The organism is Bradyrhizobium sp. USDA 4461 (genome assembly GCF_054055655.1).
Genome location: NZ_JBSRXM010000001.1, coordinates 7,594,626 through 7,612,623 on the forward strand (window position 1 = coordinate 7,594,626; position 17,998 = coordinate 7,612,623).

A 17,998-nucleotide genomic window follows, 5' to 3' on the forward strand; every position below is an offset into this window, starting at 1 on the left:
GCCGCGTCACTTGTCTTCCGGCGCCAGCGCGCCGAACAGGATGATCGCAGCCGCCGTGGCAATATCGGCATGCGTGAGCTGTTCGGCCAGCTCTGCGATCGTGCTGCGATGAAGCCGCTCGTCGGCATGGCCAAGCGACTCCGCCAGCAGCGCGGGCGTGTCGGGGGAAAGTCCGTGCGCAATCAACTGCGCGGCCAGCGCCGGGAAGGTGCGCCGCCCCATATAGACGACCGTGGTCGCTTCCGGATCGGCCAGCGCCGCCCAATTCAGATCCGCCGGCAACCCGCCGGTGACGTCGGCGCCGGTGACGAACTGCACCCGGCGCGAGGTCAGCCGTCGCGTCAGCGGAATGCCGGCCTGGGCTGCGGCAACCGAGGCCGAGGTCACGCCGGGAATGATCTCGTAGCCGATGCCGGCCGCGCGCAGCGCGCCGATCTCCTCCTCGAGCCGTCCGAAAATGCCGGCGTCGCCGGACTTCAGCCGCACCACCCGCACACCGGTCGCCGCATAATCGACCAGCAGACGGCTGACATGATGCTGCCGTGTCGACAGCCGCCCGGCGCGCTTGCCGACCGCGACGAGATTGGCGCCGGGGCGCGCGAGATCGAGGATCGCGCCCGATGCGAGGTCGTCGTAGAGCACCACGTCGGCCGCGCGCAGCCGCGCGGCGCCTTTCAACGTCAGGAGTTCGGGATCGCCGGGACCGGCCGAGACGAAGGAGACCAAGCCGCTCATCGGTCCTCCGCAATCAGATGGAAGAATGTCCCGGTTGCATTGCCGCGCCGCGATCCGGTCTCCGCAACGATCGCGCCGGCCGCATCGCGCACCACCGCGAGCGGCGTGTCCGGCTGCGCGATGATCGTCGAGTAATGAAACTCGTGGCCGCGCAGGCGCGCACCGGGGCTTTGGCCGGGCATCGGCGAAACGAGCTCGGCAAGCCGGTAACCCAGATGCATGCGCCGCTTGGCATAGCTGGTCTCGAGGCCGAGCAGCCCCGCCATCTGGTGGCGTGCGCCGTCGGCGTCGGTCAACGCTGTGCCCAGTACCATGTAGCCGCCGCACTCGCCATGTACCGCCCTGGTCTCGGCGAAGGAGCGCAAGCCACCGAGGAAACGCCTGCTGGCGGCGAGCTGGCCGGCATGCAGTTCAGGATAGCCGCCAGGCAGCCAGCAGACGTCAGCATTCGCGTCGGGCCCTTCGTCGGCGAGCGGCGAGAACGTCACGATCTCTGCACCGGCCGCGCGCCAGGCTTCCAGCATGTGCGGATAGATGAACGAGAAGGCGGCGTCCCGCGCGAGCGCGATGCGCTGGCCGGGCGGCGTGAAATCCAGGCTGCGCGTGGCCGATTGCGGCGACCAGGGCTGGGCTGATTTCAGCACGGCATCAAGATCGACGTGCTCGGCGATAAAGCGTGCGGCTTCATCGATCAAGCCGTCGATCTCGGCCTGCTCCTCGGCCTGCACCAGGCCGAGATGCCGCTTTGGCAGGGCGATCTCGGCATGGCGCGGCAGTGCACCCAGCACCGGAATGCCCGCATGGTCCATGGCGCTGCGTACCAGGGCTTCGTGCCGGGGACTGGCGACACGATTAAGGACGACGCCGGCCAGCCGGACGCCGGCGCGAAAATCGCGCAATCCCGCCGCGACCGCTGCCGCCGTCTGCGCCTGGCCAGAAGGATCGATCGCCAGCAGCACCGGCCATCCCATCATCTCGGCAATGTCGGCTGTGGCGCCGGTGCCGGACAGGCCACGCGTCGCGACGCCGTCGAACAATCCCATCGAGCCCTCGGCCAGCACGAGGTCGGCGTCGGCACCGCGGCTCGCCAGATGCGCGATCGCATCTGAGGCCATCGCCCAGCTATCGATGTTGACCGACGCACGTCCGGTCGCCACCGCATGAAAGGCCGGATCGATGTAATCCGGCCCGCTCTTGAGGCATTGCACCGTCAGGCCACGATTGCGACAGGCACGCGCCAACGCCAGCGTCAACGTCGTCTTGCCGACTCCCGATGCCGGTGCCGAGATCACGAGCCCCGCGGTCACCGCGATGTTTCCGGAAAGCGCGGCGTCTCTCCCACCGGACGGTAGCGGCGGTCATAATCGGCCGCATAGAGACGGCTTTCGGCGAAATCGCCGGCGCCCAGCGTCCTGCCGACCAGGATCAGCGCGGTGCGTTCGAGCTCAGGACCAACCGCGGCCTCGAGCGTCGCCAGCGTGGCCCGCACGATGCGCTGATCCGGCCAGCTCGCGCGCCAGACGATCGCCACCGGGCAATCCGCGCCATAATGCGGCGTCAGCTCGGCGATGACCTTGTCGAGCAGATGGATCGACAGGTGAATCGCGAGCACCGCGCCGGTCGCGGCAAACGCTGCGAGCGTCTCGCCGTCCGGCATCGCGCTCGCCCGACCCGGCGTGCGCGTCAGCACCACCGATTGCGCCAGGCCGGGCAGCGTGAGCTCCGACTCCAAGGCCGCCGCGGCCGCCGAGAACGCCGGCACGCCCGGTGTCACCGAATAGGGAATGTTCAGCGCGCGCAACCGGCGCAGCTGCTCGCCCATTGCCGACCAGATCGAGAGGTCGCCCGAATGCAGCCGCGCGACATCCTTGCCCTCGGCATGCGCCGCCGCGATCTCGGCGATGATCTCGTCAAGCGACAGCGGCGCGGTGTTGACGATCCGCGCATCCTTCGGGCAATGCGCCAGAACACCCGCGGGCACCAGCGATCCAGCATAGAGACAGACCGGGCACGAGGCGATCAGGTCGCGGCCGCGCAAGGTCAACAGATCGGCAGCGCCAGGCCCGGCGCCGATGAAATGCACCGTCATTCATCGTCTCCTTCCGCGATCGCGGCAGTGGCCATCCGATCCTGCGACGTCGCCCGGACCGCGATCAGGCGCGCATCACGCCCGGCGGCCGCGAGCGCTACGGCTTCGGCCACCGAGCCCGTTCCGAACCTGGCTCTGATCAACTCGGATTGCGTCGTGGTCTTCACGTCAGCCAATAGCTCGGCGGGAATGCCGCAGATCGGCAAACCCAGCTCGCGTGCAAACGCCTTCAATACCACTGCACCCGCCTTGTCACTCACCGTCGCGACTGCCGCGAGGCCTTCGGCACCGCCGGCGGCATCGAGTGCGTCGCGCAGCGACGCGACGCTGGCACTGCTGGTGAATCCCAGGCCCGCGACCTTCATCGGATAGCGCTCCATTGCACGATCGGCCGCGCCGCCTTCCAGGAACGATATCGCCCCAACGGCTCGGCCTGGGCGATCTCGAGGCGCATCAGCTCGCCGCCATGGCGCTGGTGCAGATCGGACAGCAGCGCCTCGGTCTCCAGCGTCACCGCATGCGCCACCAGCCGCGTTCCCGGCGCGATGCGCAGCCAGATCGCATCGAACATCGCAGCATTGAGGCCGCCGCCGATGAACACGGCATCCGGCGCCGCAAGGTCTGACAGAATGCCCGGCGCCTCGCCTTCGATCACGGTGATCCGATGCGCCAGGCCGAAACTCGCCGCATTGCTGCGGATATTGGCGGCGCGTTCGCCGCGGGCTTCGACCGCGATCGCCGTTCCGCCGCACAGCGTCCACTCGATCGAGATCGAGCCCGAGCCGGCGCCGACGTCCCACAGCCGCTCTCCAGGCCGCGGCGCAAGCGCCGACAACGCGAGCGCACGCACCGGCCGCTTGGTCAACTGCCCGTCATGAACAAAGAGCGCATCGGGAAGACCCGAGCTGCGTGCGATCCCCTGGCCTCCCTTCGCCTCCAGCGCAACCGCGACCAGGTCGTCGCCCGTATCGCCTGAAAAACGGTCCGCGCGATGCCGCGTGATAGATTCGCGCGGTCCGCCTAGCGCGGAAAGTATCGACATCGCCGACGGTCCCCAGCCACGTTCGGTGAGCCAGCCCGCCAGATCGGAGGCCGCCTTGCCGTCCCGCAGCAGGCAGATGATCCGTGCGTCGCGCGCCAGATGCGGCAACAACCGCTCGAACGGTGCGGCATGAAGGCCGAGGCAGACGACATTCTCAAGCCGCCAGCCCAAGCGCGCGGCCGCGAGCGAGAATGTGGACGGCGCGGAGTGTGCGATCCATTCGCCGGGTTGCAGCTTCTCGACGAGGCTTCCGCCCGCGCCATGCCAGAACGGATCGCCCGAGGCGAGCACGGCCGTCGGACGGCCGCGGCATTCCAGCACGATGTCCGCATCGAACGGCACCGGCCAGGTAAGCCCGCGATCGGTAATGACGGCCAGCGCGAGATGCCGTTCGCCGCCGAACACCACCTCCGCTTCACCAAGCGCCTTTCGGCTTGCATCGGAGAGCCCGGCAAGGCCATCTTCGCCGATACCGATGATGGTCAACCAGGGATTACTCATGATGCGCGCCCTGATCCTGGGCGGAACGGCCGATGCCAATTTGCTTGCCGCAGCGATTGCCCGCGCCGGCATCGAGGCGATCTATTCCTACGGCGGCCGTACCGCGGCTCCTGCCGAACAGCCGCTGCCGACGCGGATCGGCGGCTTCGGCGGCGTCAACGGTCTTGCCGATTATCTGGATCGCGAAGCCATCACGCATGTGATCGACGCGACGCATCCGTTCGCGGCCGAAATGACCCGCAATGCGATCGCCGCCTGCGCGCAAACCGGAACACCGTTGCTCGCGCTCGAACGCGCGCCATGGGTGAGAACTTCCGGCGATCGCTGGATCGAGGTCGCCGACATCGCAGCCGCGGTCGCGGCGTTGCCCGAGAGCCACACCAACGTGTTCCTCGCGATCGGCCGTCAGCACATCGCGCCATTCAGCGCGAAACCGCAGCATGCCTATACGCTGCGATTTGTCGATCCGCCGGGGGAAACGCTGCCATTGCCCGATGCAGAGATCATCGTCTCGCGTGGACCATTCACGCTCGAGAACGAACTCGAGATGATGCGCGAGCGTCGCATCGCGTGGATCGTTGCCCGCAACTCCGGCGGAACCGGCGCACGCGCCAAGATCGACGCCGCCCGCGCGCTTGACCTTCCCGTCATCATGATCACGCGGCCGCATCTGCCGGACCGGCCGCGGGTTGAGCGTGTCGGTGACGTGATGGAGTGGCTTGGTCATCGGACCTGCCTCGGCGCATAGACCCAGCGGCCGACCCGCCGCGTCGCCGAATTGCCGACAATCACGAGCGTCCGCATATCGGCCATCTCGGGCCCGGCGTCGCGCAGCTCGACCGTCTCGATCCGTTGCTCGGGCGTGCTGACGGCGCGAGCGAAAATCACGATGCGCTCGCCGCACCCCGCCTCTTTCAAAATCTCGAGCGTCCGCGCAAAGCCATCAGGGCGGCTGGCCGAACGCGGATTGTACATCGCGATCGCGAAGTCGGCTTCAGCGGCGAGCCGCAACCGCTTCTCGATCAGCGGCCATGGCTTGAGATTGTCGGAGAGATTGATTGCGCAGAAATCATGGCCGAGCGGCGCGCCGGCGCTCGCCGCCGCCGCCAGCATCGCGGTCACGCCGGGGAGAACGCGAATCGCGGCGTCGTGCCACTGCGGCGCATCCTCCAGCGCTTCAAACACGGCCGATGCCATCGCGAACACACCGGGATCGCCGGAGGACACCACGACGACGTGGCGCCCCTCGGACGCCAGCCGCAGCGCCTCGCCGGCGCGCTGCAACTCGACGCGATTGTCCGAAGGATGCAGCGTGAGCCCGGCGCGCGGCGGCACGCGCGTCACGTACGGCGCATAGCCGACGATGTCGGTCGCCGCCGCGAGCGCAGCCGTGACTTCCGGCGTGATCAGCGCCTCGTCGCCCGGCCCCAATCCAGCGATGGTCAGCGTGCCGGTCATGGCGCCGCCTCCCTGCGCTGCCCCTGCCCGTGCACCAGCACGATCGCAAAGTACGGAGCGTCGGCCTCGCCGATCTCAGCGAGCCGCGCGACGCGCTGATCCGGCATGGTGCCGCGCTCGACCAGCCACGCATCGTCGAGACGGCCCGCGGAGGCGAGCGCGCGGCGGATCTTCGGAAGATTGCGGCCGGTCTTCATCACGACCAGCGCGTCGGAGCTCCGCATCCGCTGCGCAAGCTCGGCCTCCGGCAGCGTGCCCATCAGGACCGTGGTCACATCGTCGGCGAGCGCGATCGGTCGGCCGACCGCATTCCAGCAGCCGACCATGCCGGGAATGCCGGCGATCACCTCGATTTCGACGCGCCCCTGCAGGCGCGCATGCAGGTGCATGAACGAGCCGTAGAAATAGGGATCGCCCTCGCAAAGCACGATGACATCGCTCTCACGCGCGAGCCGCGCCAGCCGTTCGGCCCATGCGTCATAGAAATCGGCGAGCAGCCGCGCATAATCCGGACTGTCGAACGCGATCTCCGTGGTGACGGGATACTCCATCGGATATTCGTTGACGCTAGCGGCGAGCATGCCTTCGACGATGCGCCGCGCCTGCCCCACCTGTCCCTTCTTGCGGAAGTAGGCGACATGCTTCGCGGCACGCACCGTGCGGTCGGCGCGCACGCTCATCAGGTCCGGATCGCCGGGGCCGAGCCCGCAGCAGATGATGCGTCCCATCGTCATTCGCTCCGGCTCGCCAGCGCATTGACCGCGGCAACCGTGATCGCCGACCCGCCGAGCCGTCCCTCGACGGTCAGCGCCGGCACGGGCGGCCCAGCCATCAATGCCGCCTTGGACTCGGCCGCGCCGACAAAGCCGACCGGACAGCCGATGATCGCCGCCGGCCGTGGGCAATCGGCGTCCTCCAGCATGTTGAGCAGATGAAACAGCGCAGTCGGCGCGTTGCCGATCGCGACGATGGCGCCGCCGAGAAGCGGCCGCCACAGTTCGAGCGCAGCAGCGGAGCGCGTGTTGCGCATCGACTGCGCGAGCGCGGCAATTCTGGGATCACCGAGCGTGCAGATCACGGCGTTGCCGGCCGGCAGCCGTGCGCGCGTGATCCCCTCCGACACCATGCGCGCGTCGCAGAGGATCGGCGCGCCCGCCTGCAAGGCGGCGCGGGCGCGCGCGGCCATTCCGGGCGTGAAGCGGACATACGTCTCCAGGCCCACCATGCCTGCGGCATGAATCATGCGCACGACCACCGGCTCCTCGTCGGGCGTGAAGCGCGCAAGGTCGGCTTCGGACCGGATCGTGGCAAAGGACTGCCGATAGATCGCCGCGCCGTCGGTCTCATAAATGTGCGGCATCAATCGCCTCCCATCAGCACGGAGGGATTGGCGATGATGGCGGCGCTGGTCAGCCCGCGCAGGACCGGCGCATCCCGCGTCGTGCCGCATCGAACGAGATCGAAGCCGTCGCGCGACGCGACGAGGGTGACGTCGGCAGAACCTGAATGGGCACAGCCTTTGACGCAACCGGAGACGTGGAGCCGGAATTCTGCCGGGATATGCCGCGCGAGCACCGACGCCAGCGTCCGCGTATCGGCATGCGCCTCGGCGCAGCGCGGTGCGCCGCTGCACGCGATCACGCGCAGCGCCGGATCATCGGCCTCAGTGACGAGGTCGACCCGATGGGGTATCTCGCGCATCCCCTCCGCCAGCAGCATCCGCCACGGCGTCATGCGAAGGGCCCGCCCGCAGGCGGCGAGATCGCCGAGCGTCTGGTGCGGCATTTGCCCGAAGGCAATGCCGACCATCGCACCAGTCGGATAGAGGCCCGGCGCAGGCTCTGGCGACCGGGCCACGGGCTCGGCATCGCCACGAAGGGAGCCGGGCAACCTGACGCCACTGGCCAGATGAGCCGCCATCCGTCGTTTCTCGCCCTGAGCGCCGCCGGAGGCGACGAACCATTCAGCCAGCGCCAGTGCCACTTGCACGGCCTCGCTCCGCGTCACTGAAAGCCCGAATTGCGCGCCATCGGCGCGCACCAGCAGTCCCCCGTTGCGATCGCGCTCGATCCTGATATCCGCCGACGCGCGGGCAAGCACGCGCTCGCGGCCATCATCGATCGCGAAGCCGAACTTGGTGGGAAGATCGAGCGAAGCACTGGCAAGTGCGCGCTCAAGCTCGGCAGCAAGCAAGGGCGTCTCGTCATCGGTCGCCCAGAACGGCGTCACCAGCACGTTGCGCTGGGCCTCGGTGCCCGAGTCCGGGTCCAGCAAGTCGAGCCCGGCGAGCCCATCGATCAAGGGCGGATAGCCTGCATCGCTAACGCCGCGGATCTGCAGATTGGCACGGCTAGTCAGGTCGATCAGGCCGTTGCCGTATTGCCCCGCCAACTCTGCAACACCCGCAGCCTGTGCGGCCTCCAGCCTTCCCCCGCGCGGGCGAATGCGCAGCACGAGGCCATCTCCCGACTGCATCGGCCGCAGCGCGCCGGGGCACCAGCCCTTGACCGCGATCGCGCTCATGAGGCCTCCTGCAACGCCGCCGCGATCGAGTTCCGCCGCGTCTGCCACAGCGAGGCGTCACGCAAGCGGGTGAAGCAGGTCTCGATCGCTGCCAGCGCCGCCGGATTCTCCCGCGCCATGAACGTGCGAACCTCGTCATTGCCGAGCGTCGCATCGTAATAAAGATCGAACAGATGCGGCGGCACCGCGCCGGCAAGATGCGCGAACGCCGCCATGTGCTCAAGCGTCGCTGATATCTCGGCAGCACCACGGAAGCCATGGCGCATCATGCCGGCGATCCATGCCGGATTGGCGGCGCGCGAGCGCACCACCCGCGAGATCTCCTCGGTCAGTGAGCGGGCATGCGGCTGATCCGGCCGTGTTGCATCGAGATGATAGAGCGACGGGGCCGTTGCGCCGAGCCGCCGGGCCGCGGCGGCGATGCCGGCCTCATGCGCGGCGTAGTCCGCGGCCAGCAGCAAATCGGTCTCCGGCAAATCCTGGGTATGAACAAAACTGTCGGCAGCAGCGAGCCTGGCTTCGATGCCGGCACGATCAGGCCGCATCTCGCCGTCGGCCCCGAGCGCCCAGGAGGATGCCGACAGCCAGGCTTCGCCGGCCGCCTCGCGCGCTTCCTGCGTGAAAATATCAGGGATCGGCGCAATGCCGGCCCCATAGTGTCCGGGGCGTGGGCCGAACACGCGCGAGATGCGCTGCCGGTAAGGATTCTCGTCGCCCTCATCGTTGCGCTCGGACAACGCCTCGCTCGCCGCTTCGAACAATTGGGCCAGCCCGGAAAAGACGTCGCGGAACAAGCCCGACACGCGCAGCGTGACGTCGATGCGGGGACGGCCAAGCTCCGCCGGCGGAATGATGTCGTAGCCGACCACCCGGCCCGACCCGTGATCCCAGCGCGGCGCGATGCCGGCGAGATGCAAGGCCATCGCAAAGTCCTCGCCGGCGGTGCGCATCGTCGACGAGCCCCAGAGATCGACGACCAGTCCTTTCGGCCAATCGCCGTGATCCTGCAAATGACGACGCAGCAGCTCCTCGGCGAGTTTCACGCCCTGCGCATGCGCCGACGGCGTCGGCACCGCGCGCGGATCGACCGCAAACAGATTGCGCCCGGTCGGCAGCACGTCGCTGCGCCCGCGATAGGGCGATCCCGACGGTCCCGGCGCGACACGCCGACCCGCAAGCGCCGCGCGCAACGCGGCCTTCTCCGCGTCGGCGCAAGCGCCCTGCCCGAACACATGCAGGCCGTCGCCAAATTGGCTTTCCTTGAGATCGCAGACGAAACGATCAATCTGCGGAATCGCCTCGGCGGCCGAGACCGACGCCGCGAGACCGAGATCGTCCTCCAGACCTGCGATCCGCGTCTCCTCGCGGATCGCTGCAATCAGGCGCTGCCGCCGCGCCGGATCGAGGCCATCGGCGGTCGAATATTCATCGAGCAGGCGCTCGAGCTTACGCAAGCCTTCCGGGACCGCGGCCTGCGCCAGCGGCGGCGGCAGATGACCGATCGTCACCGCACCGATCCGGCACTTGGCCTGCGCCGCCTCGCCGGGATCGTTGACGATGAAGGGATAGACGACGGGCAGATCGCCGATCAGCGCCTCCGGCCAGCACACGGACGACAGCGCAACCGATTTGCCGGGCAGCCATTCCAGCGTACCATGCGCGCCCATATGGACCACGGCATCGATGCCCTGCTGCCGTAGCCACAGATAAAACGCGACATAGGCATGGCGCGGCGTGCGCGAGAGATCGTGATAATCGGCGTCGCGCTGGCCAACCTCACCGCGCTCCGGCTGAACCACAATGACCGACTTCCCGCATTCGATCGCGGCGAAATGAAAGGCGCCGTCTCGGCAATCCGGATCATCCTCCGGCGCGCCCCATGCGCGCGCGAGATCGTCCTGCAGCTGCTGCGGGAGGCTGGAGATCGCCGCGCGATAGTCGGCGACGCCCCATGTTAGTTTCGAGCGGAGCAGCACCTCGCCCAGCGACTCCACCGGCGCAAGATCAAATCCCGCGGCCGCGAGATCGGCCAGCAATGTCTCGACCGAAGCAAGCGCATCGAGGCCCACGGCATGCGCGATCTGATGCGGACGGCCCGGGTAGTTCGAGAGCACGAGCGCGAGCGTCTTGTCTTGCGCCGGCTTGCTCGCAAGCCGATGCCAGGCTGCGACGCGCGCGACAACAGCTGCGACGCGCTCGGCATCCGGCCGATGTGCCAGATGCGCGAACTGCAGCTCAGGATCGCGCTCGCCCGGCGACTTGAAGCTCACGACGCCGGCAAACAGGCGGCCGTCGACCTCCGGCAGCACGACATGCATCGCCAAATCGCCGGGCGAAAGGCCACGCAGCGACTCCGTCCAATCCTCGCGCCGCGCCGTGGATAGGGCGACCTGGAACACCGGACACGCTACGGCGTCGAACGGGCTCGTGCCGTCATCGCCAGCCGCGGAGAACGCGGTTGCGTTGACAATGGCGGCCGGCGTGGATCGCGCGAACTGCGCGCGCAGCCAATCGGCGACGCCAGCCGCCTTCAGCGACGTGACGAAGACGCCGTGGGCATCGAATCCCTTTGCCCGCAATGCATCGATCAGTGCATCGACCGGCGCCGTGTCGCCGGCCGCCAGATACGAACGATAGAAGGTCACCAGCACGAGCGGCCGGCCATCCGACGCCGGCAGCGCCGCGACCGCACCGCGCCCGGAATCGTAGACGCCGATCTCTGGAAGATCGATCTCACCGACAACAGGTCCGGCATAGAGCCCGGACGCCAGCGCCAGTTGCGCGATCACGGCCTGTGCGGCAACCGGCCCGCCCTTGTCGCACAGCGCTTTCAGGCGACGCAGTGTCGAGACCGGCAAGGTCGAAAATTCATCAAGTCGCAGATCGTCGCGTCCGTCCGCCGGCAGCACCACCAAAGCGATGCCGCGTTCCTTTGCCAGACGGTGCACCGCGGCCAGCCCGTATGACCAATAGGGCTCGCCGCCGATCAGCCGGATCAGGATGCCGCGCGCGTGCGACAGCGTCCGCTCGATATAGGTGTCGACCGACAGCGGATGGCGCAGCTCCGCGAGATTGGCGAGCCGCAGCGGCGGCAGCGCGGCGCGGCCGCGACGCCAACCGGCCGCGAACGCAGCGAGATCGCTGTCGGAAAACGACAACACCACGAGATCGGCCGGATCCTGGCCGAGGTCCCTTGGCGTTGCGGTCTCTTCAAGGCCGCGGCTCTCGCGGAAGACGACATGCATCAGACACCAAGCCGCGCCCTGATCGCGGATTCATCGATATCGCCGTGTTCGCCGATCACGACCAGCTTCGACTGCCGCGGGCGCATGCCCCAAGGCATGTCGAACTGATGCCGCACCCGCTCGCCGACCGATTGCACCAGCAACCGCATCGGCTTGCCTTCGACCGCGATATAGCCTTTGGCGCGCAGCACGTTCTGCTCGCGCGCCAACCCCTTGATCGAGGCCACCAACGCATCGATATCCGTAACCTCCGGAAGATCGATCACCACCGAATTGAAATCGTCGTGCTCGTGCTCCTCCTCGCCGTCGTGATGCGAGGGCCGTGACGCGAGGTCATCCTCCGCCGCCGCCTCAAGGCCCAGGATCACGCGGGCATCGATGGCACCGTCGACGATCGGCAGCATCGGCACCTCGCGCGGCATCTCGGCCGCGATCACTTCTTTCGCCGCCTTGATCCCCTCCGCCCCGGCGAGATCGGCCTTGGTCAGCAGCACGACATCGGCACAGGCGATCTGGTCCTCGAACACCTCCGACAGCGGCGTCTCGTGATCGAGATTCTCATCGGCCGCGCGTTGCGCGTCGACCGCGGCCACGTCAGGCGCAAAGCGGCCGGCGGCGACGGCCTCGGCATCGGCCAGCGCGATCACGCCGTCGACCGTGATCCGCGAACGGATCTCCGGCCAGTCGAACGCCTTGACCAACGGCTTCGGCAAAGCGAGGCCCGATGTCTCGATCACAATGTGATCGGGCTTCACCGGTCGCGCCAACAACTGCTCCATCGCCGGGATGAAATCGTCGGCGACGGTGCAGCAGATGCAGCCATTGGCGAGCTCGACGATGTTCTCGCTCGGGCAATTGGCATCGGCGCAGGATTTCAGGATGTCGCCATCGACACCTTCGCTGCCGAATTCGTTGACCAGCACCGCGAGCTTCTTGCCGTTGGCGTTGCGGATCAGGTGCTGGATCAGCGTCGTCTTGCCGGATCCGAGAAAGCCGGTCACGACGGTGACCGGAACCTTGGCGAGGGTAGTCATTCGGCGGCCTCCGGCACGACGGGAAGAGGTGGAATGCGGGCGAGCGATTGCTTGCGGAAGATTTCGGGACGGCTGCGCCACGGCACGATGCCGTCGGGCGCCGCCGCATAGGCGGACGCGCCGGCGATCACATCCCTGGCATTGGCTTCGGATAAGCGGCCGTAGACATAGGACCATCGCCCCGGCGCGCTGAGCGCGACCGAGCAGCCCTGGCTGCAGGCCGACAGGCACTCGACCGGAACCAGATTGATATCATCGGGCACGCCGGCCTCGACGAGCGCGGCATGCAGGCGCGCACCGGGCGCGGCCTCACCTTCGCCCAGCGTCTGGCCGGCGCGGCAGGTGATACAGACATGAAGTGTAACGCTCATCGCCCTTCCTGGATTGACAACGGGAAGCGATGAGGCACACGAACCGATGCGAACAGGTTCGTTCCCCGTCGCGGAACACCCCGTCCGCCGGTCTCACAACTGCTGCGCTGGCAGGTCTCCCGGCTTGCGGAGCAGGATTTCTCCCTTCGATCCCCGCCTTCCCGATCCCTTTGGGGAATCAGTGGCTTTGGGCATCTCTCCGGTCACGGTCGCGGGGGCGGCTGCTTTTCAGGCCCGACTTGAGCCCTATCGCATTCCCTCTTCGCCTGTCATAGGACAGGAACCAACGCGGGCCCACCATTCGTCCGCGGCTCGAACTTGTCAAGCCGAAGGAACGCCATGACGTCTGAAGGAAACGGGGCCGAAGACGAGATCGTCAGCAGCGAGGCGTCGCTGGACGCGCGCCACGCGACCAAGATGGCGAAAAAGAAGGTCGCCCGCGACAAGATCATGGCGACCAAGAGCGGCGAAAAGGGCCTGATCATCGTTCATACCGGCGCCGGCAAGGGAAAATCGTCCTCGGCCTTCGGCATGATCGTGCGCTGCGTCGCGCACGGCTTTCCCTGCGCCGTGGTGCAATTCATCAAGGGCGCCTGGGATACCGGCGAACGCCGCCTGCTCACCGGGCATTTCGGCGACCTCTGTCAATTCCACGCGATGGGCGAAGGTTTTACCTGGGAAACGCAGGATCGCGCCCGAGACATTGCAGCCGCCCAAGCGGGCTGGGAAAAGGCCAAGCAGCTGATCGCCGACCCGAGCCTGCGCATGGTGGTGCTCGACGAGATCAACATCGCGTTGCGCTACGACTATCTCGCAATCGCCGATGTCGTCGAATTCCTCACGACGTCGAAGCCGCCGATGACGCATGTCGTGCTCACCGGACGCAACGCCAAGGACGAATTGATCGAGATCGCCGATCTCGTCACCGAGATGACGCTGGTGAAGCATCCGTTCCGCTCCGGCATCAAGGCGCAGCCGGGCGTCGAGTTCTGACGGACAGCACCATGGCGCGCGCGTTGATGATCCAGGGAGCGGGCTCGGACGTGGGCAAGTCGCTCATCGTCGCCGGCCTCGCGCGCGCCGCCACGCGACGCGGCCTCCGCGTGCTGCCGTTCAAGCCGCAGAACATGTCGAACAACGCGGCCGTGACCATCGACGGCGGCGAGATCGGACGCGCGCAGGCCTTGCAGGCGCTCGCCGCTGGCGTCGAGCCGCACACCGATATGAACCCGGTGCTGCTGAAGCCGGAAACCGATGTCGGCGCCCAGATCATCGTGCACGGCAAGCGGATCGCGACCGCCCGCGCGCGGGACTATGCCGCCATGAAGCCGTCGCTGATGGGCGCAGTGCTGGAGAGCTTTGAGCGGTTGAAGGATCGCGCTGACCTCGTGCTGGTCGAAGGCGCCGGCAGCCCGGCCGAGGTTAACCTGCGCAAGTCCGACATCGCCAATATGGGCTTTGCGCGCCGGGCCGACGTCCCGGTGGTGCTGGTCGGCGACATCGACCGCGGCGGCGTGATCGCGCAGCTCGTCGGCATCAGGACGGTGATCGATCCCGACGATGCCGCGATGATCCAGGGTTTTGTCGTCAACAAATTCCGAGGTGATCTCTCGCTGTTCGATGACGGCTACCGCCTGATCGAAGCCCGCACCGCCTGGCGCGGCTTTGGCGTGCTGCCGTGGTTCGCTCGTGCCGGCGAGTTACCTGCCGAAGATGCGGTCGGGCTCGGCGAGGCGCGCAAGCCCGGCCAGTGCAAGGTCGCCTTCCTTGCGCTGTCGCGGATCGCCAATTTCGACGATCTCGATCCGCTCAAGCTCGAGCCCGGCGTCGATCTCGTGATGGTCCGTCCGGGCGAAGCCATCCCCGGTGATGCGCGGCTCGTCATCCTGCCCGGCTCGAAATCGACCCGCGGCGACCTTGCCTTCCTGCGCGCGCAAGGCTGGGACATCGATCTGCTGGCGCATCATCGCCGCGGCGGCCATGTGCTGGGTCTGTGCGGCGGGTACCAAATGCTCGGACAGAGCGTCGCCGACCCCGAGGGGATCGAGGGTCCTGCCGGCGAAACGCGCGGCCTCGGACTGCTCGATGTTGCGACCACCATGACCGAGCAGAAGACGCTGACTCGCGTCAGCGCGGTGCATGCCGCGACCGATCAGCCGATCAGCGCCTACGAAATCCATATCGGGCGCACCGACGGGCCAGATCGCGCACGGCCATTTTCATTGCTCGACAGCATGGCTGAAGGCGCGGTGTCCGCCGACGGGCGCGTTCACGGCAGCTATCTACACGGCCTGTTCACCTCGGACGATTTCCGCAAGGCCTTCCTCGCACGGCTCGACATCCCCGCCGCTGATCAGCCCTATGGCGCCAGGGTCGAGAGCGCGCTCGACGCGCTGGCCGAACACATCGAGACCCATCTCGATGTCGAAGGCCTGCTGGCGCTGGCGCGCTAAACCGACAGCGCAGCGGAAAGACGTGACCATTCAGCCTCGCTGCCCGGCAGGCCCAAGCGCAGCCAGCCCGGCTTCTGCTGGAAGACGCGCGACCAGATTTGCGCACGGGCCAACTTCGCCTGCGCAGCCAGCGCATCGCCGACGTCGTAGAGGCGAAACAGCGGCGTGCCGCCGACCAGCTTCCAGCCCTGCACTTGCGTTTCTGTATCGAGCCTGACGCAGTCATCCGCCAGACGTGCAGCGGTGGCCTTGGCCCAGTCCTGATCGAGCAAGGCGCGCCGTCCGATCGCAATTGCGGCGCCCGAAACCGGCCATGGGCCCACCATCGCGGCAAGCGCGGTGATGACAGCCTCGCCGCCAACGGCGAAGCCGAGCCGCAGGCCGGCGAGCCCGTAGAACTTGCCGAATGAGCGCAGGATCAGGAGGCCTGCTCGTCCCGCTTCCGGTGCAAGCGACAGGTCGGGCACGGCATCCGCAAAACTCTCGTCGATCACGAGCCGGCCGACGCGCGGCAGCAGCGCGAGCAGTTCGCGCCGGTCATGCTGCCGTCCATCGGGATTGTTCGGATTGACGACGACGGCAAGATCGGCGCCCGCGAGCGCGGCGAGATCGGACACCTCGGCGACATCCCAACCTGCCGCCGACAACACCGCGGCATATTCATTATAGGTCGGCGCCAGGATGCGCGCGCGTCCGCGCGGCGCCAGATGGGGCAACAACTGAATGGCGGCCTGCGCACCGCCCATCGCCACGATCGGCGCCTCTGTCCCATAGGCATGACGCGCGGCGGCGTGCAGCGATTCAATCTCGGATCGCGACGGCAACGCGCTCCATTGCCGCGGCTCCACATCGACCAAGGGATAAGGCACCCGATTGATCCCGGTCGACAGGTCGATCCATTCTTCCGCAGCGCCGCCGAAGCGTTGCCGGGCGACGTCGAGATTTCCGCCGTGCTCTTGCATGTGCCGCTCTTACAGCAACGCCAGGGCGACGAACACCCCGGCCAGCAGCATCATGGCATGACGATAAAGCTGCAGCCCCGCGAAGATGTCGACGGCAAGCGGATCACGCGCCCCCTCATTCAGCCACGGCTCATCCGCGACGTGACCGTGATAGATCCGGGGGCCGCTGAGCCGCACGCCGAGCGCGCCGGCCATCGCCGCTTCCGGCCAACCGGCATTCGGCGAGCGATGGCGGCGCGCATCGCGCAGCATGCATGTCCATGCCCACGAACGGTTCGGGGCGAGCAGCACGAACAAGAGGCCGCTCAACCGTGCCGGTATGAGATTGGCGAGATCGTCGATCCGGGCGGCGGCCCAGCCGAAGGCCTCGTGCCGCTCGCTGCGATGCCCGATCATGGAGTCCAGCGTGTTGATCGCCTTGTAGCCCAAAATTCCCGGCAGGCCGAACAGCGCGCCCCAAAACACCGGCGCCACGATGCCGTCGGAGGCATTCTCGGCGAGGCTCTCGATGGTCGCGCGCGCGATGCCAGCGTCGTCGAGCGTTGCCGGATCGCGGCCGACGATCTGCGCGACCGCCAGACGTGCGGCCGCAACGTCGCCGGAGGCGAGCGGACTGGCCACCGCAGCGATGTGGTCATGCAGCGAGCGCAACGCCACCAGCGGCCACGCCAGAACACCCACAAGAACAACGCGCACCCAGCCAGATGCGAGCATGGACTGAACCGCCCAACCGATTGCCGTCGCCGCTGCGATCACCAGGATGGCAGCCGCAATGCCCGCCCCGCGCCGAAGCGCAGGCGCGTCAGCGTCCCGGTTCCAGCTGCGGTCGAGAAGATTGATCAGCCGGCCGAGCCAGGTCGCGGGATGCCCGATACGGGCAAACAACGCGGACGGCCAGCCGATCAAGGCATCCACAGCCATCGCCACCGCCATCGCTCCCGCAAAAAACACGCGCCTTCTCCTTGCCGCGATCCCCTGATGCGCAAGGCATCGGCCGAGTGCAAGCCCTCCGAGGCAGATTTCGGCTTTGTGTTTCCCCGCGATTGGTGGTTAGAGCGGACGTAACAGGAGATCATATGGCCGTCATTCTGATCACGGGTGGAGCACGCTCCGGGAAAAGCCGGCGCGCCGAGCTGCGTGCGCAGAGCTTTCCGGGACAGCCGGTCTATATCGCCACCGCCGAGGCGCTCGATGCCGAAATGGCGGAGCGGATATCAAAACATCGCGCGCGGCGCGGCAACGACTGGATCGAGCGCGAGGTGCCGCTCGACCTCGTGGAGGCACTGGCCGCGACCGATGGCGGCGGCGCAAGGCTGGTCGATTGCCTGACGCTGTGGCTGTCCAATTTGCTGCATGCAGAGCGCGATTGGTCGCGCGAGGTCGCGCGGCTGGCAGAAGTGCTGCCGCGGCAGCACAGCCCGGTCATTTTCGTCACCAACGAGGTCGGTCTCGGCATCGTGCCCGACAATGCACTGGCGCGAATGTTTCGCGATGCCGCCGGCTTGATGAATCAAACCATCGCCGCTGCGGCCGACGAGGTCGAGTTCGTCGTTGCGGGCCTGCCCATGAAGCTCAAGTAATGAAG

18 protein-coding genes and 1 riboswitch are annotated in these 17,998 nt (G+C 67.5%); of the genes, 4 read left to right on the forward strand and 14 right to left on the reverse strand.

Annotated elements, in window-relative coordinates; all coding sequences use genetic code 11:
- Window positions 1–6: 6 nt before the first annotated feature.
- From cobA to cbiE, 5 genes are read right to left on the reverse strand one after another with little or no spacing between them, the layout of a single operon-like run.
- Window positions 7–735 carry a uroporphyrinogen-III C-methyltransferase gene (gene cobA, locus ACVINW_RS35740; protein WP_456755627.1) on the reverse strand — a complete coding sequence of 243 codons (729 nt, stop codon included), beginning with the start codon at window positions 733–735 and terminating at the stop codon, window positions 7–9.
- A complete protein-coding gene (locus tag ACVINW_RS35745; RefSeq protein WP_456755628.1) occupies window positions 732–2,042 on the reverse strand; it encodes a cobyrinate a,c-diamide synthase in 1,311 nt (436 codons plus the stop codon). The genes cobA and ACVINW_RS35745 overlap by 4 nt, the downstream gene beginning before the upstream one ends.
- On the reverse strand, window positions 2,039–2,824 hold the full coding sequence (cobM, locus tag ACVINW_RS35750; protein WP_456755629.1) for a precorrin-4 C(11)-methyltransferase: 786 nt from the start codon (window positions 2,822–2,824) through the stop codon (window positions 2,039–2,041). The genes ACVINW_RS35745 and cobM overlap by 4 nt, the downstream gene beginning before the upstream one ends.
- The gene (locus ACVINW_RS35755; protein ID WP_456756575.1) at window positions 2,821–3,189 is read right to left on the reverse strand and encodes a cobalamin biosynthesis protein; all 369 of its coding nucleotides are present in this window, start codon (window positions 3,187–3,189) and stop codon (window positions 2,821–2,823) included. The genes cobM and ACVINW_RS35755 overlap by 4 nt, the downstream gene beginning before the upstream one ends.
- Complete coding sequence (gene cbiE, locus ACVINW_RS35760; protein ID WP_456755630.1) at window positions 3,186–4,367, reverse strand: precorrin-6y C5,15-methyltransferase (decarboxylating) subunit CbiE; 1,182 nt, start codon at window positions 4,365–4,367, stop codon at window positions 3,186–3,188. Before cbiE ends, ACVINW_RS35755 begins: the two co-directional genes overlap by 4 nt.
- Here cbiE and ACVINW_RS35765 point away from each other — a divergent pair.
- A complete protein-coding gene (locus ACVINW_RS35765) occupies window positions 4,366–5,115 on the forward strand; it encodes a cobalt-precorrin-6A reductase (RefSeq protein WP_456755631.1) in 750 nt (249 codons plus the stop codon). The genes cbiE and ACVINW_RS35765 overlap by 2 nt on opposite strands.
- Here ACVINW_RS35765 and cobJ read toward each other — a convergent pair.
- The 7 genes from cobJ to ACVINW_RS35800 are packed head-to-tail and all read right to left on the reverse strand — an operon-like array spanning window position 5,091 to window position 12,998.
- Window positions 5,091–5,825, reverse strand: a complete 735-nt coding sequence (cobJ, locus tag ACVINW_RS35770) for a precorrin-3B C(17)-methyltransferase (RefSeq protein WP_456755632.1) — start codon at window positions 5,823–5,825, stop codon at window positions 5,091–5,093. The genes ACVINW_RS35765 and cobJ overlap by 25 nt on opposite strands.
- Entirely contained in the window at window positions 5,822–6,553 is a 732-nt protein-coding gene (locus ACVINW_RS35775) for a precorrin-2 C(20)-methyltransferase (protein WP_456755633.1), read from the reverse strand. Before ACVINW_RS35775 ends, cobJ begins: the two co-directional genes overlap by 4 nt.
- 2 nt (window positions 6,554–6,555) lie before the next feature.
- Window positions 6,556–7,185: a precorrin-8X methylmutase gene (locus tag ACVINW_RS35780; RefSeq protein WP_456755634.1), complete on the reverse strand. Its 630-nt coding sequence runs from the start codon at window positions 7,183–7,185 to the stop codon at window positions 6,556–6,558.
- Complete coding sequence (gene cobG / locus ACVINW_RS35785; protein WP_456755635.1) at window positions 7,185–8,348, reverse strand: precorrin-3B synthase; 1,164 nt, start codon at window positions 8,346–8,348, stop codon at window positions 7,185–7,187. Before cobG ends, ACVINW_RS35780 begins: the two co-directional genes overlap by 1 nt.
- Window positions 8,345–11,593, reverse strand: coding sequence for a cobaltochelatase subunit CobN (gene cobN / locus ACVINW_RS35790; protein WP_456755636.1), 3,249 nt, complete (start codon window positions 11,591–11,593; stop codon window positions 8,345–8,347). Before cobN ends, cobG begins: the two co-directional genes overlap by 4 nt.
- Window positions 11,593–12,627: a cobalamin biosynthesis protein CobW gene (gene cobW, locus ACVINW_RS35795; protein WP_456755637.1), complete on the reverse strand. Its 1,035-nt coding sequence runs from the start codon at window positions 12,625–12,627 to the stop codon at window positions 11,593–11,595. Before cobW ends, cobN begins: the two co-directional genes overlap by 1 nt.
- Entirely contained in the window at window positions 12,624–12,998 is a 375-nt protein-coding gene (locus tag ACVINW_RS35800; RefSeq protein WP_456755638.1) for a DUF1636 family protein, read from the reverse strand. The genes cobW and ACVINW_RS35800 overlap by 4 nt, the downstream gene beginning before the upstream one ends.
- Window positions 12,999–13,090: 92 nt before the next feature.
- Window positions 13,091–13,301: riboswitch (cobalamin riboswitch) on the reverse strand.
- Window positions 13,302–13,337: 36 nt separating this feature from the next.
- Between ACVINW_RS35800 and cobO the strand changes: the two genes are divergently transcribed.
- Both cobO and ACVINW_RS35810 read left to right on the forward strand, forming a co-directional pair.
- Window positions 13,338–13,991 carry a cob(I)yrinic acid a,c-diamide adenosyltransferase gene (gene cobO / locus ACVINW_RS35805; RefSeq protein WP_456755639.1) on the forward strand — a complete coding sequence of 218 codons (654 nt, stop codon included), beginning with the start codon at window positions 13,338–13,340 and terminating at the stop codon, window positions 13,989–13,991.
- An 11-nt stretch (window positions 13,992–14,002) separates the two neighbouring features.
- Window positions 14,003–15,451 carry a cobyric acid synthase gene (locus ACVINW_RS35810; protein ID WP_456755640.1) on the forward strand — a complete coding sequence of 483 codons (1,449 nt, stop codon included), beginning with the start codon at window positions 14,003–14,005 and terminating at the stop codon, window positions 15,449–15,451.
- Here ACVINW_RS35810 and cobD read toward each other — a convergent pair.
- Together cobD and cbiB are read right to left on the reverse strand one after the other, a co-directional pair.
- Window positions 15,448–16,413 carry a threonine-phosphate decarboxylase CobD gene (gene cobD / locus ACVINW_RS35815; RefSeq protein ID WP_456755641.1) on the reverse strand — a complete coding sequence of 322 codons (966 nt, stop codon included), beginning with the start codon at window positions 16,411–16,413 and terminating at the stop codon, window positions 15,448–15,450. The two genes, ACVINW_RS35810 and cobD, sit on opposite strands and share 4 nt — an antisense overlap.
- 9 nt (window positions 16,414–16,422) lie before the next feature.
- The gene (cbiB, locus tag ACVINW_RS35820) at window positions 16,423–17,346 is read right to left on the reverse strand and encodes an adenosylcobinamide-phosphate synthase CbiB (protein WP_456755642.1); all 924 of its coding nucleotides are present in this window, start codon (window positions 17,344–17,346) and stop codon (window positions 16,423–16,425) included.
- Window positions 17,347–17,489: 143 nt separating this feature from the next.
- Between cbiB and cobU the strand changes: the two genes are divergently transcribed.
- Window positions 17,490–17,993, forward strand: a complete 504-nt coding sequence (gene cobU / locus ACVINW_RS35825) for a bifunctional adenosylcobinamide kinase/adenosylcobinamide-phosphate guanylyltransferase (RefSeq protein WP_456755643.1) — start codon at window positions 17,490–17,492, stop codon at window positions 17,991–17,993.
- The last annotated feature ends 5 nt before the right edge of the window (window positions 17,994–17,998 follow it).